19 protein-coding genes are annotated in these 22,722 nt (G+C 63.5%); 10 read left to right on the plus strand and 9 right to left on the minus strand.

The genetic code is table 11. The features are described from left to right. The first annotated feature begins 27 nt into the window (after positions 1-27). The 9 genes from M1L53_RS23050 (at position 28) to proB (ending at position 12,490) form a co-directional block, all read left to right on the plus strand. Complete coding sequence (locus M1L53_RS23050; RefSeq protein ID WP_039973213.1) at positions 28-2,709, plus strand: valine--tRNA ligase; 2,682 nt, start codon at positions 28-30, stop codon at positions 2,707-2,709. After that, positions 2,706-4,145: a folylpolyglutamate synthase/dihydrofolate synthase family protein gene (locus tag M1L53_RS23055; RefSeq protein WP_003944455.1), complete on the plus strand. Its 1,440-nt coding sequence runs from the start codon at positions 2,706-2,708 to the stop codon at positions 4,143-4,145. Before M1L53_RS23050 ends, M1L53_RS23055 begins: the two co-directional genes overlap by 4 nt. Further along, positions 4,142-4,582 carry a DUF4233 domain-containing protein gene (locus M1L53_RS23060; RefSeq protein ID WP_003944448.1) on the plus strand — a complete coding sequence of 147 codons (441 nt, stop codon included), beginning with the start codon at positions 4,142-4,144 and terminating at the stop codon, positions 4,580-4,582. Before M1L53_RS23055 ends, M1L53_RS23060 begins: the two co-directional genes overlap by 4 nt. A gap of 18 nt (positions 4,583-4,600) precedes the next feature. Beyond that, a complete protein-coding gene (ndk, locus tag M1L53_RS23065; protein ID WP_003944527.1) occupies positions 4,601-5,020 on the plus strand; it encodes a nucleoside-diphosphate kinase in 420 nt (139 codons plus the stop codon). Between the two features lie 448 nt (positions 5,021-5,468). Beyond that, positions 5,469-8,717 (plus strand): translation initiation factor IF-2 N-terminal domain-containing protein, encoded by a 3,249-nt coding sequence (locus M1L53_RS23070; protein WP_054187686.1) that lies wholly within the window; start codon positions 5,469-5,471, stop codon positions 8,715-8,717. 319 nt (positions 8,718-9,036) lie between these two features. Then, the gene (gene rplU, locus M1L53_RS23075) at positions 9,037-9,348 is read left to right on the plus strand and encodes a 50S ribosomal protein L21 (RefSeq protein ID WP_003944533.1); all 312 of its coding nucleotides are present in this window, start codon (positions 9,037-9,039) and stop codon (positions 9,346-9,348) included. Positions 9,349-9,390: 42 nt separating this feature from the next. Continuing rightward, entirely contained in the window at positions 9,391-9,660 is a 270-nt protein-coding gene (gene rpmA, locus M1L53_RS23080; protein ID WP_003944532.1) for a 50S ribosomal protein L27, read from the plus strand. A gap of 230 nt (positions 9,661-9,890) precedes the next feature. Further along, positions 9,891-11,342 carry a GTPase ObgE gene (obgE, locus tag M1L53_RS23085; protein WP_003944579.1) on the plus strand — a complete coding sequence of 484 codons (1,452 nt, stop codon included), beginning with the start codon at positions 9,891-9,893 and terminating at the stop codon, positions 11,340-11,342. A 44-nt stretch (positions 11,343-11,386) separates the two neighbouring features. Continuing rightward, positions 11,387-12,490 carry a glutamate 5-kinase gene (gene proB / locus M1L53_RS23090; protein ID WP_003944552.1) on the plus strand — a complete coding sequence of 368 codons (1,104 nt, stop codon included), beginning with the start codon at positions 11,387-11,389 and terminating at the stop codon, positions 12,488-12,490. Here proB and M1L53_RS23095 read toward each other — a convergent pair. Continuing rightward, positions 12,463-13,320 (minus strand): NAD-dependent protein deacetylase, encoded by an 858-nt coding sequence (locus M1L53_RS23095; protein WP_042450219.1) that lies wholly within the window; start codon positions 13,318-13,320, stop codon positions 12,463-12,465. The genes proB and M1L53_RS23095 overlap by 28 nt on opposite strands. Positions 13,321-13,370: 50 nt before the next feature. Here M1L53_RS23095 and M1L53_RS23100 point away from each other — a divergent pair, with 50 nt between their 5' ends. Beyond that, the gene (locus tag M1L53_RS23100) at positions 13,371-13,892 is read left to right on the plus strand and encodes a VOC family protein (protein WP_080726651.1); all 522 of its coding nucleotides are present in this window, start codon (positions 13,371-13,373) and stop codon (positions 13,890-13,892) included. A 44-nt stretch (positions 13,893-13,936) separates the two neighbouring features. Here M1L53_RS23100 and M1L53_RS23105 read toward each other — a convergent pair whose 3' ends face one another. From M1L53_RS23105 to M1L53_RS23140, 8 genes are all read right to left on the minus strand, one after another. Continuing rightward, positions 13,937-14,869, minus strand: a complete 933-nt coding sequence (locus M1L53_RS23105) for a D-isomer specific 2-hydroxyacid dehydrogenase family protein (RefSeq protein WP_054187685.1) — start codon at positions 14,867-14,869, stop codon at positions 13,937-13,939. A gap of 9 nt (positions 14,870-14,878) precedes the next feature. Then, the gene (locus M1L53_RS23110; protein ID WP_003944463.1) at positions 14,879-15,277 is read right to left on the minus strand and encodes an ectoine synthase; all 399 of its coding nucleotides are present in this window, start codon (positions 15,275-15,277) and stop codon (positions 14,879-14,881) included. 15 nt (positions 15,278-15,292) lie between these two features. Further along, positions 15,293-16,555: a diaminobutyrate--2-oxoglutarate transaminase gene (gene ectB, locus M1L53_RS23115; protein ID WP_007731008.1), complete on the minus strand. Its 1,263-nt coding sequence runs from the start codon at positions 16,553-16,555 to the stop codon at positions 15,293-15,295. 48 nt (positions 16,556-16,603) lie between these two features. Then, positions 16,604-17,119 carry a diaminobutyrate acetyltransferase gene (gene ectA, locus M1L53_RS23120; RefSeq protein WP_003944572.1) on the minus strand — a complete coding sequence of 172 codons (516 nt, stop codon included), beginning with the start codon at positions 17,117-17,119 and terminating at the stop codon, positions 16,604-16,606. 160 nt (positions 17,120-17,279) lie between these two features. Further along, on the minus strand, positions 17,280-19,379 hold the full coding sequence (locus M1L53_RS23125) for a DEAD/DEAH box helicase (RefSeq protein ID WP_030536630.1): 2,100 nt from the start codon (positions 19,377-19,379) through the stop codon (positions 17,280-17,282). A gap of 39 nt (positions 19,380-19,418) precedes the next feature. Then, complete coding sequence (locus M1L53_RS23130; RefSeq protein ID WP_054187684.1) at positions 19,419-20,240, minus strand: MerR family transcriptional regulator; 822 nt, start codon at positions 20,238-20,240, stop codon at positions 19,419-19,421. A 53-nt stretch (positions 20,241-20,293) separates the two neighbouring features. Then, on the minus strand, positions 20,294-21,175 hold the full coding sequence (locus M1L53_RS23135) for a ribokinase (protein WP_030536629.1): 882 nt from the start codon (positions 21,173-21,175) through the stop codon (positions 20,294-20,296). Then, positions 21,172-22,614 (minus strand): MFS transporter, encoded by a 1,443-nt coding sequence (locus M1L53_RS23140; protein ID WP_003944479.1) that lies wholly within the window; start codon positions 22,612-22,614, stop codon positions 21,172-21,174. The genes M1L53_RS23135 and M1L53_RS23140 overlap by 4 nt, the downstream gene beginning before the upstream one ends. Positions 22,615-22,722: the final 108 nt, after the last annotated feature.

Consider the following 22,722-nt stretch of genomic DNA (forward strand, 5'->3'; position numbering starts at 1 on the left):
CGACGGGGGAGTCATTAGGATCAAGTGGTGACCAGTGCAGCTCCAGAGAACCCCCAGACCCCCGCCGACGCCCTACCCAAGAGCTGGGACCCCAGCGCGGTAGAGGCCGATCTGTATCAAGGCTGGGTAGACGCCGGGTACTTCCAGGCCGACGCGACCAGCGACAAGCCCGGCTACTCCATCGTGCTGCCGCCCCCGAACGTCACCGGCAGCCTGCACATGGGCCATGCCCTGGATCACACCCTCATGGACGTGCTCAGCCGTCGCAAGCGGATGCAGGGCTACGAGGTGCTGTGGCTGCCAGGCATGGACCACGCCGGTATCGCCACGCAGTCCGTCGTCGAGAAGCAACTCGCTGCCGACGGAAAGACCAAGGAAGATTTCGGCCGCGAGCTGTTCATCGACAAGGTCTGGGACTGGAAGCGCGAATCCGGTGGAACCATCGGTGGCCAGATGCGGCGCATCGGTGACGGCGTCGACTGGAGTCGTGATCGTTTCACGATGGACGAGGGCCTCTCCCGCGCAGTCCAGACAGTCTTCAAACGCATGTTCGACGAGGGCCTGATCTACCGCGCCGAGCGTCTCGTGAACTGGTCGCCGGTGCTGCAGACCGCGATCTCCGACATCGAGGTGAAGTTCGAGGACGTCGAGGGTGAGCTGGTTTCCCTGCGCTACGGCTCGCTCGACGACAACGAGCCGCACGTCATCGTCGCGACCACTCGCGTCGAGACAATGCTCGGTGACACCGCAGTAGCGGTCCATCCCGAGGACGAGCGCTACAAGCACCTCATCGGCACCACTCTCGATCATCCGTTCACCGGGCGTCAGATCCCGATCATCGCCGACGACTACGTCGACCCCGAGTTCGGAACCGGCGCTGTGAAGATCACGCCGGCTCACGATCCCAACGACTTCGAGATGGGCCTGCGGCACAACCTGCCGATGCCCACCATCATGGACAAGACCGGCAAGATTGCCGACACCGGAACCGAATTCGACGGAATGGACCGCTTCGAGGCTCGCGTCAAGGTTCGCGAAGCTCTCGCCGAGCAGGGACGCGTCGTCGCCGAGAAGCGCCCGTACCTGCACAGCGTCGGGCACTCCGAGCGCAGTGGCGAGGCCATCGAGCCTCGTCTCTCGTTGCAGTGGTGGGTCAAGGTCGAGACGCTCGCCAAGGCTGCGGGTGACGCGGTTCGCAACGGGGACACCGTCATTCACCCGGCGAGCCAGGAGCCACGCTGGTTCGACTGGGTCGACAACATGCATGACTGGTGCATTTCCCGTCAGCTCTGGTGGGGTCACCGCATTCCGGTCTGGTACGGCCCCGAGGGTGAAGTTGCGTGCTTCGGTCCTGACGAAACGGCGCCGGAAGGCTGGGTCCAGGATCCCGACGTCCTCGATACCTGGTTCTCCTCCGGACTGTGGCCCTTCTCGACGATGGGCTGGCCGGACAATACGCCCGAACTCGAAAAGTTCTATCCCACCAGCGTTCTCGTCACCGGCTACGACATCCTGTTCTTCTGGGTCGCCCGCATGATGATGTTCGGCACCTACGTGTCCGAGGACGAGTCGATCACCGCCGGTCCGGGTAAGTCCGGCGCGCAGATGCCGTTCAAGGACGTGTTCCTGCACGGACTGGTCCGCGATCAGTACGGCAAGAAGATGTCGAAGTCTCGCGGCAACGGTATCGACCCACTCGACTGGGTCGATCGTTTCGGCGCCGACGCCCTGCGATTCACACTTGCACGCGGCGCCAACCCGGGCAGCGACCTGTCCGTCGGTGAGGATTCGGCGCAGTCCTCGCGCAACTTCGCGACCAAGTTGTTCAACGCGACCAAGTTCGCTCTGATGAACGGCGCTGCTCCCGCGCCGTTGCCCGCTCGAAGCGAACTGACCGACGCCGATCGTTGGATCCTCGACCGTCTCGACACGGTCCAGGCCGAGGCGGACGCCGCATTCGATCGCTACGAGTTCAGCAAGGCGTGCGAAGGCCTGTTCCACTTCGCGTGGGACGAGGTCTGTGACTGGTACCTCGAACTCGCCAAGGTGCAGTTCGCCGCCGACGAGGCCGTCGCCGCGAACACCCGCGCCGTGCTCGGCAACGTTCTCGATGCACTGCTCCGCCTACTGCACCCGGTCATTCCGTTCGTGACCGAAACCCTGTGGAAGGTGCTCACCGGCGGCGAGTCCGTCGTCGTCGCCGAATGGCCCACGTTGTCCGGTGAGGCAGTCGACGCCCAGGCCGCAACCAGGATCGAAGACACGCAGAAGCTGATCACCGAGGTGCGACGATTCCGAAACGATCAGGGACTCAAGCCTTCCCAGAAGGTCCCGGCTCGTGCGTCCGGGCTATCGGAGGCCGGCATGGACGGCCAGTTCGCCTACGTGGCGGCGCTGGCCAAGCTGACCGAACCCGAAGAGGGATTCACCGCGTCGATCTCCGTCGAGGTGCGCCTGAGCCAGGGCACCGTCACTGTCGACATCGACACCTCGGGCACCATCGACCTCGGCGCGGAGAAGAAGCGGCTCGAAAAGGACCTCGCGGCAGCGCAGAAGGAGCTCGTCACCGCTGACAACAAGCTGGCGAACGAGGCCTTCCTGGCGAAGGCGCCCGACGCCGTCGTCGACAAGATCAAGACACGTCGCCAGATCGCCGTCGAAGAGATCGAGCGCATCACGGGACGTCTGAAGGAGCTGGCCGACAAGTGAGTTCGTACGAGCCGTCCCAATTCGACGCTCAGAGTTCGGTTCCGACTCCGGTCGACATCGCCGAACTGGCGCTGGTGGAAGCAGAACTCGACAAGCGTTGGCCCGAGACCAAGATCGAGCCGTCACTGACTCGTATCGAGGCGCTCATGGATGTCCTGGGCTCGCCTCAGCACAACTATCCGTCGGTGCACGTCACGGGAACCAACGGTAAGACGTCGGTGACGCGCATGATCGATTCGTTGATGACGGCTCTGCATCGTCGCACCGGGCGAACCACCAGCCCTCATCTGCAGATCGCGACCGAGCGGATCAGCATCGACGGTCATCCGATCTCACCGCGGCTCTACGTGGACACGTTCCGCGAGATCGAGCCGTACGTGCAGATGATCGACGCACAGTCGGAGGAAGCCGGGGGACCGGCGATGAGCAAGTTCGAAGTGCTCACCGCCATGGCCTATGCGGCCTTCGCGGAGGCGCCGGTCGACGTCGCCGTGGTCGAGGTCGGCCTCGGCGGACGCTGGGACGCCACCAACGTGATCGACGGGCAGGTTGCGGTGATCACCCCGATCAGCCTCGATCACGCCGAGTACCTGGGCACCGACCTGGCCGGGATCGCGGAGGAGAAGGCCGGGATCATCAAGAAGGGCCGCGAGGACCTGGTTCCGGTGGACACCGTCGCGATCATCGCCGAGCAGACTCCCGAAGTCATGGAGGTATTGCTGCGGCGTGCTGTCGAGGTGGAGGCCGCGGTCGCTCGTGAAGGCTCGGAGTTCAAGGTGCTTGCTCGCCAGATCGCGGTAGGCGGACAGCAGCTCGAACTTCAAGGCTTGAGCGGTGTGTACACCGACATCTTCCTCCCCCTTCACGGTGAGCATCAGGCGCGCAACGCCGCGCTCGCGCTCGCTGCCGTAGAAGCGTTCTTCGGTGCCGGTCCGGATCGACAACTGGATCAGGATGCAATCCGCAACGGGTTCGCCTCGATCGTCAATCCTGGTCGCCTCGAACGTGTTCGGAGTGCGCCGACGGTCTTTCTCGACGCCGCCCACAATCCAGACGGTGCCCGCGCTCTCGCGGCCGCACTGGCCGCCGAGTTCGACTTCCGCAAGCTCGTGGGAGTGGTCAGCGTCATGGCGGACAAGGACGTCGACGCCATCTTGACTGCATTCGAATCCGTCTTCGACGAGATCGTCGTCACCCACAACGGGTCACCCCGGGCGATGGACGTCGAAGAACTGGCGAACATCGCCGTCGCGAAGTTCGGCGACGAGCGCGTCGTCGTTGCGCCGGTGCTTGCCGACGCCTTGGAAGTCGCGATCGAAATCGCCGAGCAGGTCGCCGAACCCGGTGAGGCCGTATCAGGGGCGGGTGTGGTGGTGACGGGATCCGTCGTGACCGCAGGCGCCGCCCGCACGCTGTTCGGAAAGGACCCCGCGTGAGTACCCCGTCAGATGCCAATCCCGAGTCCGGAGACCACGAGCCCGGAGACACTGCCGGCGAGTTCGGGCCGCCGACCAAGGACCCGTGGAAAAGCTTCCGCGGAGTGATGGCCGGAACCCTGATCCTCGAGGCGATCGTCGTGCTGCTGGCTTTGCCGGTTGTCGCGGTCGTCGGCGGAGGCCTCACCGCGGCCTCCGCGGGATTCATCATCGGGTTGGCGGTACTGATGATTCTGGGTGCGGGCATCCAGGGCAAGCCGTGGGCGATGGGGTTCAACGTCGCGCTGCAGGTGATCCTTCTGTTCGGTTTCTTCGTCCACCCGTCGATCGCCGGTGTGGCGATCACCTTCGGGATCGTCTGGGGATACCTCGTCTACCTGCAGAGAGACATCAAGCGCCGGATGGACAAGGGCCTGCTTCCCGGTCAGCGGGACTGACCATTTAGGCTGTCCGCTGTGACTGAGCGCACCCTCGTACTGATCAAGCCCGACGCCGTTGCCCGTGGATACGTAGGAGAAATCCTCAGCCGTATCGAGCGCAAAGGCCTGACAATTGCAGCACTCGACCTCCGCGTAGCTTCCGAAGAGGTGGCTGGTAGCCACTACGCAGAACACGCCGAGCGTCCGTTCTACCCGAGCTTGTTGGAGTTCATCACCTCCGGTCCGCTGGTGGCCGCAGTGCTCGAAGGCCCCCGAGCCATCGCTGCTTTCCGTCAGTTGGCCGGCGGAACCGACCCGGTCGACAAGGCTCTTCCGGGTACGATCCGCGGCGACTTCGGACTCGAAGCGCAGCAGAACCTCGTTCACGGCAGCGACTCCGTGGAGTCGGCAGAGCGTGAAATCGCTCTGTGGTTCCCCGCGCTGTCGTCCATCTGAATCTCCGATCGGGCCTCTGGCCCACATGAACGGGCCTTCGGCCCACATCTCCACAGCGAATTCTCGGCACGTATCCCACATCGGTGCGCCCTTTGCAGTTGCAGGCGCGTTGGTGTGGGATACTGCTTTCAGTTGAACCGCAATTTGTTTTACGCACGTTCAACCGGATGACACCTAGGTTCGATGCCCTTTCATCGCTGCTCCAGGTCAACAGGAAATCCCTGGACCTCTGCACGCTGGATGATCAGGCGCTCGCGCACAGGACAACGGCCATCCAGCCAGGCACTTCATGTGCTCGCAGTGAATAACGGGCATTGCGGACCATGCGGAGCGAGACCTTACAATCTCGTACTCACTTCTGAGTGCGAGTACACACAGCACGCTCCCGCGTGGCCGCGTGACAACTCGACTTCTGGGTTGGACGCGCCCGGGGGCTGAGGAGACTTACGTGGCCGATCAATCCCCAACCGAATCAGATTCCAGCACCACCCCGGAATTTCCCGACAAGATGCGCGTACACGCGCTGGCGAAGTTGCTCGGCGTCACCAGCAAGCAGGTCCTTGCCGAAGCCGCAGCGCTCGGTACCGAATTGCGCAGCGCGCAGTCGAGTCTCCACCGTGACGTCGCTCAGCGGATTCATGCCTCGTTGACTTCCGCGGCCGAGGCCATCGAGCCCGTCGTCGCCGAGCTCGACACCCTCATCGACCCGGTTGTCGAGGCGCCGGTTGCCGAGGAGCCTGCTGCAGAAGCTCCCGTGGAGGCTGCTCCTGTTGCAGCGGCTCCGGCCGAGAAGCCTGTCAGGGCTCGTCGCACTCGCAAAAAGGTCGTCGTCGAAGAACCTGCAGCAGAAGAAACAGTGGATCCGGCTGTCGCCGAGATCAGCGCTGGACTCGACGCCGCAGCTGCGCTGCAGAGCAAGGAAGCCGAGCAGTCCGATCTGTTCACTTCCTTCGAGGCACCGCAGACCCATCAGCCCGAGGTGGCTCCCGCCGCGCCGCAGGTCCCGCTGTTCCTGCAGCCGGATCTCGAAGCCGCCGAGGTAGCTCCGCGTCGCCGTCGCGCACGCCGCGAGCCTGCTGCACCGGCGGTCGTCGAAGAGAAGCAGACAACCGCGGAAGCCGAAACCGTCGTTCCCGAGGCAGCGCCGGTTGCAGTTCCTGCCGTCGAAGAGCCGGCTGTGACCGCACCGCAAACCGAGGGCGAGAGCGCCGAGTCCGAGGACGAGGACGACGATCAGCCGCGTCGCCGTCGTCGTGGACGCCGTGGACGTGGACGTGGTCGCGGTGAACAGGGTGGCGAGCAGGGTTCGGACGAAGAGTCGGATACCGCTACCGAATCGGAGCAGGAATCTGCCCCTGCGGCAGTCGAGAAGCAAACCGACGACGCTGCCGGCGAAGAATCCGGTGATAAGTCCGAGTCCACCGCTGATGCGGATTCCGAGAATGCCGACGATTCCGATCTCGATGCCGACGGATCGAGCCGCCGTCGCCGCCGTCGTCGTCGTCGCAAGACCGGCACCGACGGCGCCACCGACGCGACTGCGACGTCCGAGGACGATCCGCCGAACACCGTCGTTCACGAGCGCGAGCCGCGCAACAAGACCCGCGTCAAGGACGAGGTCCAGGGCATCAGTGGTTCGACACGTCTGGAAGCGAAGCGTCAGCGTCGCCGCGACGGTCGTGACGCCGGCCGACGTCGCCCACCGATCCTGACCGAGTCGGAGTTCCTCGCGCGTCGTGAGGCCGTCGATCGCGTCATGGTCGTGCGCGATCGGGCAGACAGCGGTCAGCCGCATGCGACTACACAGGTAGCAGTCCTCGAAGACGGAGTGCTGGTCGAGCACTTCGTCACCAACTCGGCGTCCGCGTCGATGGTCGGCAACGTGTACCTCGGACGTGTCCAGAACGTGCTCCCCAGCATGGAAGCTGCGTTCATCGACATCGGACGTGGCCGCAACGGTGTTCTCTACGCCGGTGAGGTCAACTGGGAGGCTGCCGGTCTCGGTGGCAACTCGCGCAAGATCGAGCAGGCTCTCAAGCCTGGCGATCAGGTGCTCGTTCAGGTCAGCAAGGATCCGGTCGGCCACAAGGGTGCTCGACTGACGACACAGATTTCGCTTGCCGGTCGTTTCCTCGTCTACGTGCCCGGTGGTACGTCCACGGGTATTAGCCGCAAGCTTCCGGACACCGAGCGCAAGCGTCTCAAGGAAATCTTGCGCGACATCGTGCCCGCCGACGCGGGCGTGATCATTCGCACGGCGTCCGAGGGCGTCAGCGAAGAAGAGTTGGCGCGCGACGTGACTCGTCTGCAGGCTCAGTGGGCCGGCATCGAGGAGCAGGCTGCGGCTGCGGACACCGGTAAGTCCGGCAACCCGCAGGCGCTGTACGAAGAGCCTGACATGCTGGTCAAGGTCATTCGTGATCTGTTCAACGAGGACTTCTCCAAGCTGGTCATCGAGGGCGAGAAGGCGCACACGACGGTCGAGAACTACATCAACTCCGTTGCGCCCGACCTGCTTCCGCGGCTCGAGAAGTACACGCCGAACAACGGTATCGACGTCTTCGCGGCTCGCCGTATCGACGAGCAGTTGGCCAAGGCACTCGATCGCAAGGTGTGGCTGCCGTCCGGCGGCACCCTGGTGATCGACCGCACCGAGGCCATGACCGTCGTCGACGTCAACACCGGCAAGTTCACCGGAGCCGGCGGAAACCTCGAAGAGACCGTCACCCGTAACAACCTCGAAGCGGCCGAGGAGATCGTTCGCCAGATGCGCCTGCGGGACATCGGCGGAATGATCGTCGTCGACTTCATCGACATGGTTCTCGAATCGAACCGGGACCTGGTCCTGCGTCGGCTCACCGAATGCCTGGGTCGCGATCGCACGCGCCATCAGGTGTCGGAGGTCACGTCACTCGGGCTCGTGCAGATGACGCGCAAGAAGTTGGGCACCGGATTGGTCGAGGCCTTCTCGACCACCTGTGAGCACTGCCACGGCCGCGGCATCATCGTCCATTCCGAGCCCGTCGAGGTGAAGTCCTCGGACGACGGAGGATCGCGTTCGGGCTCGCAGCGCAGTGATTCCGGTACCTCGCGCAAGAACAAGCGTGGCCGCGGAGACAAGTCGGCTTCGACCGAGTCCAACGGACAGGAAGCTCCGGCGCCAGAGGTTCCGGCCGTCGACGCGACGGTCAAGCGGGCTCATCCGGTGGCATTGGCGATGGCCTCGCATCACCACGACGACGACGAGACCGTCGCGGCCGACTCGACCGAGTCTGATTCCGCCGGTGTGTCTTCGGGGGACGATGCATCCAAAAGTGCCGATCGGCAACAAGATCGGCCGATCGATACTCCTGCTGCTGCTGAGCACCATGACGTTCCTGTTGTGGACTCTGCTGCGGAAGAAGTATCCGCAGTGGACAACGAGTCGGCCGCAGCTTCGACCGAAGCAGCTCCGCGCGGTCGTCGGCGTAGTCGCCGGGCGTCGCGGGCAGCGTCGGCACCGGTTGCCGAGGCAGCTCCCGAGGTGGGCACGGTCTTCGTGATTCCGACTCCGGAACCCGTGGTGGACGCGGTCGCGGAAAACGTTCCGGCTCCGGCCACCGAAGTTCCGGCCGAGGAAGAAGTTGTCGTCGTCAAGAGACCCCGTCGCAGGCGTGCAGCAGCACGTCCCGCAGGTCCTCCGGTAGACGGAGAGTAAGAACTACTGGCTTTCGGTCGGTTGGATGACTTCGCGATGAGCGAGGACATCCAACCGCTATCCGAAGTTTCAGCTGGTAGAAGCAGTACAGAGTAGTAAGCACCACCCCTCGGCGGGGCGGTTTGACCCTGACGGTTGCTTTCCCGTAACCTTGGAGGGTCGCCACCCGGCGGTAGAGATTCCGTGTGCCTAGAGTGCGCGTGAATGTCCCGGTACGTCAGTGCCGAGCCGAGGTGACATAAACCAGACCAGTCGCGATGCATTTGAAGCCTCAGGCAGCAGCGCGAGCAAGTTCGAAGAAGCAAGGGGTAGCCCTCCGATGGCAACGTACGCGATCGTCAAGACCGGCGGAAAGCAGTACAAGGTCGCTGTTGGTGACCTCGTCAAGGTCGAGAAGATCGAGGGTGAGCCCGGCACTGCTGTCTCGCTTGCTCCCGTTCTCGTGGTCGACGGATCTGACCTGACCACCGACGCGGCCAAGCTGGCCAAGGTCGCAGTCACCAGTGAGATCGTCGAGCACACCAAGGGCCCGAAGATCCGCATCCACAAGTTCAAGAACAAGACCGGTTACCACAAGCGTCAGGGCCACAGGCAGCCGATCACGGTGCTCAAGGTCACGGGCATCAAGTAACCAGTTCTTTCTAGCTAATTTCACCCGAGGAGGGTCAATAGCATGGCACATAAGAAGGGTGCATCCAGCTCCCGTAACGGTCGCGATTCAAACGCCCAGCGCCTCGGCGTGAAGCGCTTCGGCGGCCAGTCGGTCAGCGCAGGCGAAATCCTGGTTCGCCAGCGCGGCACGCACTTCCACCCCGGCGTCAACGTCGGCCGTGGCGGCGACGACACCCTGTTCGCTCTCGCTGCCGGTGCAGTCGAGTTCGGCCAGAAGCGTGGACGCAAGACCGTGAACATCGTTCCGGCCGTCGTTGCGGCTGAGGTCTAGTCTTTCTCGCTAGTTGTGCGTCATCGGTTCTACTTCGGTAAGCCGGTTCTGCTTTCGGTAAGAGAGTGACGCGTTCCAAGCTCCCGATAGGGGCGGACCAGGGTTGAAATAACCCGGTCCGCCCCTATCGTTTGTTTAGCAGTACCCGTTTTGCCCCGAGCAACCCTGCTCACCAGAAGTTCAGCTCATCGCGTGAGACCCGCAATTGACTGAGGAAGGATCCGGCAGTCATGTCCCGATTCATTGACCGTGTTGTGCTGCACGTCAGCGCTGGAAAAGGCGGCAATGGTTGCGCCTCCGTACACCGCGAGAAGTTCAAACCGCTCGGCGGTCCGGACGGTGCCAACGGAGGTCGCGGTGGCGACGTCATCCTCGTGGTCGACGAGAACATCCACACCCTCCTCGACTTTCACTTCCATCCCAACGCGAAGGCGACCAACGGCAAGCAGGGCGCCGGCAGTAACCGCGAGGGTGCAAACGGTGAAGACCTCATCCTCAAGGTTCCGGATGGAACTGTGGTTCTCGATACCGACGGCAACGTGCTTGCCGACCTCGTGGGAGTCGGTTCACGCTTCGACGCCGCTCAGGGCGGCCGCGGCGGACTCGGCAACGCAGCACTCGCCTCGAAAGCCCGCAAAGCTCCCGGTTTCGCACTCCTCGGTGAGGACGGTGTCGAGCGTGACCTGGTTCTCGAACTCAAGTCGGTAGCCGACGTCGGTCTGCTCGGATTCCCCTCCGCCGGTAAGTCCTCGCTTGTGTCCGTTCTCTCTGCGGCCAAGCCGAAGATCGCCGACTACCCCTTTACAACTCTGGTCCCCAACCTCGGCGTCGTCTCGAGCGGTGACACCACCTTCACCGTCGCCGACGTGCCCGGGCTGATCCCCGGTGCAAGCGAAGGCCGCGGTTTGGGCCTGGACTTCCTGCGCCACATCGAACGCTGCGCCGTATTGGCGCACGTGATCGACTGCGCCACCCTCGATCCGGGACGTGACCCGATCTCCGACATCGACGCCCTGGAAGCAGAGCTGGCCGCGTACACGCCCGCGCTCTCCGGCGATTCGGGACTCGGTGACCTCGACAAGCGCCCGCGCGTCGTCATCCTCAACAAGACCGACGTTCCCGAGGCCGCCGAATTGGCCGAAATGGTCACGCCTGAGATCGAAGCTCGCGGATGGCCGGTCTTCACCATCTCGGCGGTGAGCCGAGAAGGATTGCGACCGTTGACATTCGCGCTGGCGAAGATGGTCCGCGACTACCGCGAAGCTCATCCGAAGCCCGAGCCGAAGCGCCAGGTCATTCGCCCGGTCAAGGTCAAGGATTCCAGCTTCACCATCGAGAAGGATCCCGATATTCCCGGTGGGTTCGTCGTCCGAGGCACCCGCCCGGAGCGGTGGATTCGTCAGACCGCCTTCGACAACGACGAGGCCGTTGGTTACCTCGCCGACCGTCTTGCTCGATTGGGCGTCGAGGACGCATTGGTCAAGAAGGGCGCTCAGCCAGGAGCTTCCGTCACCATCGGTGACGTCAGCTTCGAGTGGGAGCCGATGACGCCGGCCGGTATCGATCTGACCCGCACGGGCCGTGGAACCGACCCGCGTCTCGATCAGGTGGAGCGCATCGGCGCCGACGAGCGCAAGCACGCGCGTCGTGTCCGCCGCGGCTTGCTCGACGAAGACGCCTGACCCACGCGATTTCAGGACGAAAACCGAAGAGAGGGAACGGGACTGTGCTCGGGTCCACCAGGGAGTCGATAGCGTCGGCTCACAGTATCGTCGTGAAGATCGGGTCGTCTGCGCTCACCAGTCTGGTGGCGGGACTCGATACTCACCGACTCGATCTGTTGGCCGATGCCATCGAGGCTCGCATGCGTGCGGGTTCCGATGTCGTCGTCGTCTCGTCCGGTGCCGTCGGCGCCGGACTGGCGCCGCTGGGACTGACCAAGCGACCGCGGGATCTCGCGACCAAGCAGGCTGCGGCCAGCGTCGGTCAGTTGGCTCTGGCTCACGCCTGGGGTACGTCGTTCGCCCGTTACGGGCGTACCGTCGGGCAGGTTCTACTCACGGCTGACGACATCGCTCGACGGACGCAGCACCGCAACGCCCAACGGACACTCGATCGTCTACGGGCATTGCACGCGGTGGCGATCGTGAACGAGAACGACACCGTTGCCACCACCGAACTTCGATTCGGTGACAACGATCGGCTGGCTGCACTGGTTGCTCATCTGGTCGGCGCCGACGCGTTGATCCTGTTGTCGGATGTGGACGGACTGTACGACGGGGATCCCCGAAAGGGCGATGCCACACTGATTCCCGAGGTCAACAGTCCCGAGGATCTCGACGGTGTGGTTGCCGGTTCGGGTGGCGCCCTCGGTACCGGAGGCATGGCGTCGAAGCTCTCAGCAGCACGCCTGGCCGCTGATTCCGGCGTGCCGGTTCTGCTCGCGGCAGCATCGGACGCTGCGCAGGCACTCAGTGGTGCCGATGTCGGAACGGCATTTGCGCCCCGGCCGACGCGATTGTCGGCCCGCCGATTCTGGGTTCGTCACGCCGCTGACACATCGGGTGACCTCCACCTCGACGAAGGCGCCGTCCGCGCGGTCGTGTCCAAGCGTCGAAGCCTGCTGTCCGCTGGCATCGTCGGTGTATCCGGTGACTTCCACGCCGGCGACGTCGTGTCCCTGATGGGGCCGGGGGAGAAGCCCGTCGCCCGGGGTGTCGTTGCGTTCGACGCTGCGGAGATCGAGGAGATCCTGGGGCGCTCCACCACCGATCTACCGGCCGACATGCAGCGTCCTGTGGTTCACGCGGACGACTTGGTGGCGCTGTAGCTTTCGTGCTCGACGAGGGCGGAAAGTGCTTCAGCGCAACCGACTTCGAGCTTGAGGTCGGCGAATTCGTCGCCGCGAGTCGTGCCTCGATTGACGATGGCGATCGGCTTCCCGGTCTTGGCGGCATGCCGGACGAAACGTAGGCCGGACATCACGGTCAACGACGACCCGGCTACCAACAGTGCGTCGGATTGGTCGACGAGGCTGTACGCACGGGCGACGCGTTCCTTGGGGACGGATTCGCCGAAGTAGACGATGTCCGGTTTGAGTAAGCCACCGCACACGGCGCAATCCACGACGCGAAAGTGTGCGGTGGATTCGATCACGGCATCTGCGTCGGGTGCGATTTCGACTCCTGTTGCAGCAGCGACTGTTTCGGCGAATCCAGGATTGGCTTCTTCCAGTCTCTCCGCGAGAGTGGTACGGGAGATCAGCCGCTGGCAGCTCAGGCATCGAACCTGCGCGTAGGTGCCGTGGAGGTCGATGACGTTTCGCGCGCCGGCCTTGGTGTGCAGGAGGTCGACGTTCTGGGTGATCACGCCGACGGCTCGCCCTGTTCGTTCCAGTGCCGCGACGGCCCGGTGGCCCTGGTTGGGGCGGGAGCTGTCCATGTATCGCCAGCCGATGTGGTTGCGCGCCCAGTAGTGCCGCCGAAACGCCGGATCGCCGATGAACTGCTGGAACGTCATCGGATTGCGCGGTGGCGAATCAGGGCCGCGGTAGTCCGGGATTCCGGAGTCGGTGGAGATGCCGGCGCCTGTCAGAACTGCCAGGCGACGGCCGGCCAGGAGCTCGGGGAGGGCGTCGAGGCGGCTGTTGTCGGTAGGCACCGTTCCAGGATAGGCGCGTGTGCGAGACGGAGGCGCGGAGGAAGTCCGAAATGTTCAATAGAACACGTGTGCGATCGCCAATACTCGTACACATGAACACAGTGAACCCGATCCCCGCTGGTTACCGCACGATCACTCCCTACCTTGCGGTGCCGGACGGCCATGCCGCACTCGACTACTACAAACGAGCACTTGGAGCTGAGATAGTCGATGCGATGAACGCACCTGACGGCTCCCTCATGCATGCGGAGATCCGGATCGGCGATTCGATGCTGCAGCTTTCGCAGGAGATGCCGGACTTCGGTCTCAAATCACCGCAGGACGGCTGGGTGCATTCGTCAATCGTCGTCTACACCGAGGACACGGACGAGTTTGTCGCTCGGGCAGTCACCGAGGGAGGCACGCTGGTCACGGCTGTGGCCGATACATTTTCGGGCGACCGGCATGGAGTGTTTCTCGATCCGTTCGGCCACAGGTGGGCAGTATGCACGAAGGTCGAGGATGTACCTGCCGAAGAGGTCGCTCGCCGGGCGCGGGCGCTCTTCTTTCCGGAGACGCAGTCGCCACAGTAATTTGTGGCAACCGTGGTCCGAGCATTCGAGCTTCGGCGGCGTGCTCAGTATCCGGCTACTGGGTCCACGAGGGCAGCCAGCGCCTCACCCTTCGCGAAGCGGGTCACGTTCTTGGAGACGTGATCCGCGAAGGCGGCGGGGCGAACGCCTGGCGGATTGGAATCGTGGGGTGTGATGATCGCATTCGTCAGATCCCACAGTGGGTGACCGTCCGGGAGGGGTTCGGGATCGGTGACGTCGAGACCGGCGCCGCCGATCTGTTCCGACTCGATGGCCTCGACCAGTGCGTCGGTGTCGACCAGTGATCCGCGCGCGACATTGATCACCCAGGAATGGGGTTGCATCGCCGCCAACTGCGTACGGCCCACGAGGTGACGGGTGGCCGGGGTGGCGGGCGCAGCAATCACGAAGTGATCTGCGCGAGAATAGATTTCATCCATCCTGGATGCGGGGTACGTCGAGATCGCCCCGGGGACCGGGCTACCGGAACGATTGACTGCGATGCTGTCCGCCCCCTGCGCGGCCAGCATCGGAATCAGCGCGCGGCCGATACCGCCTGCGCCGATGATCGCAACCGTCGAGCCACGAAGGGTGCCGATCTTGGGAAAGAACTCGAACTGACGCCACGTTCGAGCCTCGATGTGTGCAGGTAAGTGGCGAACTCCGGCCAAGAGAAGCATGAGTGCATGCTCGGCCACCGACGCCGAAAACGCACCGGCCGCCGAGGTCCACGTGATTTCTGTGTCCTTCGGAATCACACCGGAGTCGAACCAATCCTCGATTCCCGCCGACGGAAGCTGCACCCACCTGACCGACGCCGGTAACTCCGACGGAAAGGTCTCGGGTGAGCCCGCCCAGATCAGGGCGTCCGCAGTGTCGATCGGACTGATCAGACCACCGCCCCGAAGCACCGCGCTGTCGAGCAGTGCATCGGGGACGGGGCCGATCGCTACGCGTGGAGAGGTGTCAGTCGCCATGACTAGACGCTACGCGGGGACCTCCACCAGTGGGTAGACACCGTTCTCGTCGTGCACCTCACGCCCGGTGACCGGCGGATTGAACACGCACAGCATGCGCATCTGCGTGTCCGGCTCGACGCGGTGACGCTCGTGGCCGTTGAGCAGGTACATCGACCCCGGTGCGAGATCGTATTCCTTGTTGTTGTCGAGGTCGATCAGCTTGCCGGTGCCCTCGACGAGCCAGACAGCCTCGACGTGGTTGGCGTAATGGAACTCGTTGACCGAACCCGCCTTGATGGTGGTCTCGTGGAACGAGAACCCGACGCGGTCGCCGCCGAGGACGATGCGCTTGCTGCGCCAGTTTCCGTCCTCACTCGTGATGTCGCGGTCGGTGTCGGTGATCTCGGTGGTGGTGCGAACGATCATGGGAGAGTCCTTCCTCTAGCTGCAGACCTTGAGTGTCGCCTCGGCCAGGATGGAGAGGCCGTGCTCGAGCTCGTCGTCGGTAATCGTCAGTGCGGGAAGCAGTTTCACAACCTGGTCGGAGGGTCCGGAGGTCTCGGCGAGCAATCCCTCGTCGAATGCCAACTGGCAGACCTTGCCGGCGCGCTCGGGCTGTTCGAAGACGAGGCCCTGAACCAAGCCACGCCCGCGGTGCGAGACCTCGCCGGGGAACTGATCGGAGAGGTTGGCGAAGCATTCGCTGATGCGTGCGCCCTTCTTCAACGTCGTCTTGGTGAGGGCGTCGTCGGACCAGTAGTGGTCGAGTGCCACCTTGGAGGTGACGAACGCCGGGTTGTTGCCGCGGAAGGTGCCGTTGTGCTCGCCCGGTCCCCAGACGTCGAGTTCACGCTTGAACAGCGTGAGCGCCATCGGCATTCCGTAGCCGCTGATCGACTTGGACAACGTGACGATGTCGGGAACGATTCCGGCCTCTTCGAAGGAGAAGAACGGGCCGGTACGGCCGCAACCCATCTGGACGTCGTCGACGATCAACAGGATTCCGCGATCCGAGCACAGTGTTGCCAGCGCCCGAAGCCATTCGGGGCGAGCGACATTGACGCCACCTTCACCCTGCACGGTTTCGACGATCACTGCCGCGGGGCGGTTGATTCCACTGCCGGAATCATCGAGAACGCGGGAGAACCACTGGAAGTCCTCGGTGACGCCGTCGAAGTAGTTGTCGAAGGGCATCGGTGTCGTGTGCACGAGGGGGACACCGGCGCCCGCGCGCTTCATCGAGTTGCCGGTCACGGAGAGTGCACCAAGTGTCATCCCGTGAAATGCGTTGGTGAAGTTGATGACTGCCGAACGTCCGGTGACCTTGCGGGCCAGCTTCAGTGCAGCCTCGACGGTGTTCGATCCGGTCGGGCCGGGGAACTGGACCTTGTAGTCCAGGCCGCGCGGCTCGAGGATGTTGCGCTGAAAGGTCTCGAGGAACTCACGCTTGGCGACTGTCGACATGTCGAGACCGTGCGTGATGCCGTCGCTCATGATGTAGTCGACCAGTGCGGACTTGAGCACCGGGTTGTTGTGGCCGTAGTTGAGGGCGCCGGCACCGGCGAAGAAATCGAGGTAGTCGCGCCCGTTCTCGTCACGAATCCAGGATCCGGATGCGCTGGTGAACACTGCGGGCCAGTCACGGCAGTAGCTGCGAACCTCGGACTCGAGGGTTTCAAAAATGCTTGCTTCGTTGATATTCATATCTTCTTTGTTCCTCCGGGGCATGCTGTATGCCGAGCGCGAAGTGCGCTAGGCGCCGATCGTGTAAAGATCTTCGGCTTCGTGTCCATCGGGAAAATCGTTGGGCGAGAACAAGGTCTGCCTGGTTATCGGTACTTCGCGCCGACGTGCGAGCGCGGTGAAGAGTGCGATCGAAGCCTCGTTGTCGGGGCTGATCGTGGTCTCCAGATGTGTAACACCCAGTGGGGCAGTGCGATCCATCAAGTCGGACAGCATGCGGGCAGCAATTGCCTTGCCGCGCTGGTCTTCGTCGACCGCAACTTGCCACACGAACAGGGTTTCCTGCGCGCTGGGACGGGTATAACCGGAAACGAATCCGACTACGCGGCCGTCTACCTCCGCGACGATGGACGTCGCGCTGAAATCCCTGCACCACAACAGGTATGCATAACTCGAATTGAGGTCGAGCACCTTCGAATCACGTGCGATCTCCCAGAGCCGGACTCCGTCATCGATCTGTGGGCTTCTGAACAACACCGCGTCCGGCGCGGTGGTCGGGATAGCTCTCGTATCAACAGGCTTCATCGGTCATCTGAACGTAACAATCATTGCTGTCGAAGTCATGCAGATGTCCGTTTCGGGCCGTGTGGAACCCGTTGCGCCCCAGGTGAGGACATGAATGTGATGGTGCTCACATTATGTAACTTTTGCCGTTGTCGGAGCGACTATTTCGGGCAAAAACTCGCTATTTCGGGCTTGCGAGCGCCAACGGAAGTACAGAGTGAGCACCAGCCTGTCGAAGTGCGCGCGCGGCCATCGTGAAAGTCCAACCGGTATCGGCGATTGCGTCGACAAGAAGTATTGGTCCCTGATGGATACTCATGTCCGGGACTTCCCAAACATCGACCAGTCCGGACACGCGGTAGGCGGAGTTCGCTGCCGACACCGGAGGGTGGTCGGGTCGCAAGCGAAGGGTGCCCAGGTCGGTCAATCGCCCGACCTCGGCCAACTTGGCAGCCAGGCTCGACACCAACAAAGGATGCGTCGTGGATTCGAGGGCCATGACACCGGTGGGTCGCTCGGCCCAATTCCAGGCGGCCAGAACGCTGATACACGCGCTGACCACCGCATCGGGTACCTCGGCGTCGGGACCGTCGAAAAGCGCGCGGAGACGTTGACCCCAGCCCAGGTCCGACATCCGTCCGAGAATGCGCCCGGTTTCGGGCCCCTCGGTGATCTTCCCGGACAGCTTGACGCCCAGCTTGCTCAGGCCGGTCGGCCACATCTTGCGCGGCTCCAGGTCGAATCCGGGGCGCTGCAAGCGCGCCCGAGTCTCGTCGAGGGCGGCGGTGTCGACAGTGGTGTCGTAGCGATTGCCTGTGCAGTTGTCACAGCGACCGCACTGTGAGTTCTCTGAGGTCAGACCAGGATCGTCGAGTTGTTCACGCAGGAAGGTCATTCGACACGTCGTGATGCTCTGGTACTCGACCATTGCGGCCTGCTCGGCCTGGCGGGCGTCGTCGAGTCGGCCGTAGCGCTCGGCGTCGTACACCCAGGGTTCGCCGGTGCTGATCCACCCGCCCTTGACGCGTTTGACCGCGCCGTCGACGTCGAGGACTTTGAGGACCATCTCGAGACGCGTGCGATTGAGCTCCACCAGAGGTTCGAGTGCCGGTGTCGACGTGGCCTTTTCGGTGTCGAGGTGTTCGATGACGCTGCGGACCAGGTGCTCGCGGGGGAAGGCGACCGAGGCGAAGTAACTCCAGATCTGCTTGTCCTCGGCGCCAGGCAGGAGGATCACGTCTGCCCTGTCGGTGGAACGACCGGCGCGGCCCACCTGCTGGTAGTACGAGATCGGCGACGACGGTGCGCCGAGGTGGACGACGAACCCGAGATCAGGCTTGTCGAAGCCCATCCCGAGTGCCGAGGTGGCCACCAGAGCCTTGACGCGATTACCCAACAAGTCCTGCTCGAGAGATTCACGTTCAGTGGGATCGGTCTGGCCCGTGTAGGCGGCGACGGTATGGCCGCGCTCGGAGAGCAGGCTTGCGAGGTCGCGCGCGGCCGAAACCGTCAGCGTGTAGATGATGCCCGAACCCGGCAGCGTCTCGAGCATGTCGGCAAGCCAGGCAGCGCGCGCCGTCGCCTCCGGAATGTGGACTACAGAGAGGTGAAGCGACTCGCGTTCGAGCCCGCCGCGAAGGACGAGGGTTTCCTCACCGCCGACGCCGAGTTGGGCGGACACGTCCTCGACGACGCGGTTGTTGGCCGTCGCCGTGGTTGCGAGGACGGGAATGCCCTCGCCGAGTTCGGCGATCAAGGTCCTGATGCGGCGGTAGTCGGGACGGAAGTCGTGGCCCCAGTCGGAAACGCAGTGAGCCTCGTCGACTACGACCAGGCCGGCATCAGCTGCCAGGGCCGGGAGCACCTGATCGCGGAAGTCAGGGTTGTTCAGGCGCTCGGGGCTGACCAGAAGGACGTCGAGATCATTGGCTGCGACGCGGGCATGGATGTCGTCCCATTCGGTGACGTTGCCCGAATTGATGGTTGCGGCGCGCACTCCGGCACGTTCGGCAGAACTGACCTGGTTTCGCATCAGGGCCAACAACGGAGAGACGATGACGGTGGGGCCGTGGCCCGTTGCCCGGAGCAGCTTCGCCGAGATGAAGTAGACCGCAGATTTGCCCCAGCCGGTCCGCTGTACGACGAGCGCGCGTTTGCGCTGCACCACCAGCGCCTCGATGGCCGTCCACTGGTCCTCGCGTAGGCGGGCATCCGGCCCCGCGAGTTCGCGGAGCAGCCGCTCGGCTTCGTCGCGCATGGCTGGGGCAGTGGCGGTGGTCATGGACCCCATGGTGCACGACCCTGCCGACACGTGCGGGCTTCAGGCCTTGGCAACAGGTTCCTGCAGTTCGGTGACCCAGCCGTCGACATCCTCCGGGCACGCCAGCGTCACCTCACGGCTGGGGCCGGCATTGCGGTATCCCGCTGCGTCGATCCATTGGGCCAACGCCTGATAAGCGGGCAGGCAGTTGTCCATCGAACCCTTGTGCAGCAGCGAGGCCACGTGCTCTTCGGCCCGCAGGTCCACCACAGCGAACTCGTAGTCGCCATCGGGATTCGCGTCTACCGGTAGCGCCGCATGGACGACGACGTTCTCGTCGTCACCGGCATCCTCGTAGTAAGCGACAGCGGGTCCGATCGCGGCGATACCGGCACGATCCAAACCGGTACAAAGGCGCTCGTACAACCCGCGAACCACCGGGCCGATCGACGACGGATCCATCGTCTTGGCGCTACCGGTCAACTCCGCGACCCGCAGCGCCGGAACTGACTTGATCACAACCTCGTATGCGGACATCTGTCCCTCACTTTCGATGATCCGTAGGCGCGCCTGTACATGCGCCAGTCGCGCGGTGTCTTCCTGGATTCGGGTTTCGAGTTCTGCTCGGCGAAGCGTGAGCATCCCGCGGATCTCGTCGACGGTGACCGCTGACTCCACCACTTGCTGGACCTGGGCCAGAGTCAGGCCCAACTCCTTGAGAGCGACGATGCGGTTGAGCAGCGCCAACTGGCCCGCGGTGTACGAGCGATACCCGGTGGATGCGTCGACCCTCGCGGGTCTGAGCAGACCGATGGCGTCGTAGTGGCGGAGCATGCGCACCGACACACGACCTGCTCTCGCGAAGTCTCCGATGCTCAACATCCTTGCTCGCCCCGTTTCTCTCTCACAAACCCGATACCTACAGGTTTACGACCTCACACGGTGTCAGAGTCAAGCTGTCGGTTCAGGACTTTTTCGATCGCAGCGCGAGTGGGTGACGACACCGACGCGCCGCGGACCGTCGTCGCCAGACTTCCCGCCGTGGCAGCGAACTGCAGGGCGCGGTCCTGGCCCTGCACCCACTCCACGGCGAAGGCGCCGGTGAAAGCATCGCCTGCGCCAGTTGTATCCACGGGTGTCACGGCCGGGGAGTCGGCGTGGATTGTCTCCTCGCCCGACCGGAGATCCGCGCCGCCGGCCCCGAGCGTCGTGACGAGGTATCGGACGCGACCGGTGACCGCGGCCAACTGCTCCGACTCGGTCTGGTTGACGATCAGGATGTCGACAGACTCGATCAGGGCGCCCGGAAGGTCTTGTACCGGTGAAGGATTGAGGATGACAGTTGTTCCGTTGGCACGCGCGTGCCGGGCCGCTGTGGTGACCGTGTCGAGGGGTATTTCGAGTTGGCACAGGAGAACGTCGGCGTGTGCGATCGCGTCGAGGTCTACTTCGGACAATGAGGTGACCGAGGAATTGGCGCCCGGGACGACGATGATGTTGTTCTCCGCGTCCTCGCTCACGGTGATGGCGGCAACGCCGCTCGGGCCGTCGACACTACGAAGCAACGCGGTGTCGACCCCGGCGTCTTGCAGGGTCTCGCGCAATTGGGTGCCGAAACCGTCGTCGCCGACCGCGCCGACGAACGACACGTCCCCACCGGCCTTCGCGGCGGCGATGGCCTGGTTGCTGCCTTTGCCTCCCGCCGCGGTGGCAAAGGCAGTGCCGAGCAGCGTTTCTCCCGGAGCTGGGAATCTGGACACTGACGTGGTCAGATCCATGTTGATACTGCCGACGACGACGATTCGAGGCGTGCTCATACCTCGAGGTTATCGGCCTTCATTCTCTTTCGACGAACCTTGCGGATGATCCGACGTGCTTCCTCGTCGGTGGCGACGGAGGGCGGAGAGCCGTCGAGTGGCTTGCGTGCGGTCTCGGGGATCATCAGGACTGCGATACCGCCGATCACGGCGGCGATCATCATGTACATCGGTGCGACCAAGTTGCTGCCCGTTGCACTTTCGAGGGCGGTGAGCACCAGGGGAGTGGTCCCGCCGAAGATGGAGACCGCGAGGTTGTATCCGATTGCCAAGCCGCCGTACCTGATTCCGGTCGGAAACAGTGCGGGAAGCACGGACGGGAACACACCGACGAACAGCAGGAGCAAGCCGCCGAGAATTGCGAGTCCCAGGAAGACCGTCACGTAGTTGCCGACGCCGATCAGAAGGTAGGCAGGCAGGGACAGGACGAAGAATCCGATGAAACCGCTGAGCAGCAAGGGTTTACGCCCGACGCGGTCCGAGAACTTTCCGACGTAGCTGATTCCCATCATCATCACGATCATGACGATGATCATCAGAACGAGTCCGTGGGATTCGTCGTAACCCAACGTGTTGGTCAGATACGTCGGCATGTAGCTGAGCAGTCCGTAGTGAGCGATGTTGTACGTGGCCACCAGGACGATGCACAGAACAAGCGGACGCCAGTTGTCGACGAGAGTTTCGCGTAGTTTCTTGCCTGTGGATTCATCTGCGAGGGAGCGCTCTTCGGCCTGCTCCATCATCTGGAATGCGGGGGTTTCCTCCAAACGCAGACGGAGGTACAGGCCGATGAGACCCAGAGGTCCGGCAATGAGGAAGGGGATGCGCCAGCCCCACTGGAGTAGGTCCTCGGCACTGACGACGGTCTGGATGATCGTCACGATGCCCGCTGCCGCCACATATCCTGCCAGAGTCCCGAATTCGAGGAAGCTGGCGAAGAAACCGCGGCGCTTGTCCGGTGCGTATTCGGCGACGAACGTACTGGCTCCGCCGTATTCGCCGCCGGTGGAAAAGCCCTGCAGTAGGCGTAGGAGTACCAGCAGGATCGGGGCGGCGATACCGATGGATTCGTAGCTCGGGATGAGGCCGATGGCGAAGGTGCTGCCCGCCATCAGAATGATGGTGGTGGCCAGGACTTTCTTGCGTCCGATGCGGTCACCGAGTGGACCGAAGAACAATCCGCCGAGTGGGCGGACGATGAAGGCTGCCGCAAAAATTGCAAAGGTAGAGAGGAGTTGAGCGCTGCCGCTCGCGTCCGGGAAGAACACTTTTCCTATAGTGGTAGCTAGATATGCGTAAACGCCGAAATCGAACCACTCCATGGCATTTCCGAGCATCGTTGCCTTGACAGCGCGCTTGACGGACGCATTGTCGGTGACGCAGACATCGGGTGATTCGGCCACTTCGAGAGCGCTTATCGAGTTCTCTGGTGTAGTCATGACATGCGCTCCCCAGCGCAATCATCGAACCGAGCGGGGCACGTACCTGATGCACGCATCTTTTCGTTGCCCACTCGCCGATGAGCCGGTCGGGAAATCGAGCGTCCG

This window comes from Rhodococcus sp. T9N, assembly GCF_024436645.1.
In the GTDB taxonomy this organism is placed as follows: Bacteria; Actinomycetota; Actinomycetes; order Mycobacteriales; family Mycobacteriaceae; genus Rhodococcus_F; species Rhodococcus_F qingshengii.

What these genes read in the sequence shown, in the direction of transcription:
- rplU (WP_003944533.1), top strand. Translation starts at nt 9,037, where the DNA reads ATGGCAACGTACGCGATCGTCAAGACCGGCGGAAAGCAGTACAAGGTC.
- rpmA (WP_003944532.1), top strand. Translation starts at nt 9,391, where the DNA reads ATGGCACATAAGAAGGGTGCATCCAGCTCCCGTAACGGTCGCGATTCA.
- obgE (WP_003944579.1), top strand. Translation starts at nt 9,891, where the DNA reads ATGTCCCGATTCATTGACCGTGTTGTGCTGCACGTCAGCGCTGGAAAA.
- M1L53_RS23100 (WP_080726651.1), top strand. Translation starts at nt 13,371, where the DNA reads ATGTTCAATAGAACACGTGTGCGATCGCCAATACTCGTACACATGAAC.
- M1L53_RS23105 (WP_054187685.1), bottom strand. Translation starts at nt 14,869, where the DNA reads ATGGCGACTGACACCTCTCCACGCGTAGCGATCGGCCCCGTCCCCGAT.
- M1L53_RS23110 (WP_003944463.1), bottom strand. Translation starts at nt 15,277, where the DNA reads ATGATCGTTCGCACCACCACCGAGATCACCGACACCGACCGCGACATC.
- ectB (WP_007731008.1), bottom strand. Translation starts at nt 16,555, where the DNA reads ATGAATATCAACGAAGCAAGCATTTTTGAAACCCTCGAGTCCGAGGTT.
- ectA (WP_003944572.1), bottom strand. Translation starts at nt 17,119, where the DNA reads ATGAAGCCTGTTGATACGAGAGCTATCCCGACCACCGCGCCGGACGCG.
- M1L53_RS23125 (WP_030536630.1), bottom strand. Translation starts at nt 19,379, where the DNA reads ATGACCACCGCCACTGCCCCAGCCATGCGCGACGAAGCCGAGCGGCTG.
- M1L53_RS23130 (WP_054187684.1), bottom strand. Translation starts at nt 20,240, where the DNA reads ATGTTGAGCATCGGAGACTTCGCGAGAGCAGGTCGTGTGTCGGTGCGC.
- M1L53_RS23135 (WP_030536629.1), bottom strand. Translation starts at nt 21,175, where the DNA reads ATGAGCACGCCTCGAATCGTCGTCGTCGGCAGTATCAACATGGATCTG.
- M1L53_RS23140 (WP_003944479.1), bottom strand. Translation starts at nt 22,614, where the DNA reads ATGACTACACCAGAGAACTCGATAAGCGCTCTCGAAGTGGCCGAATCA.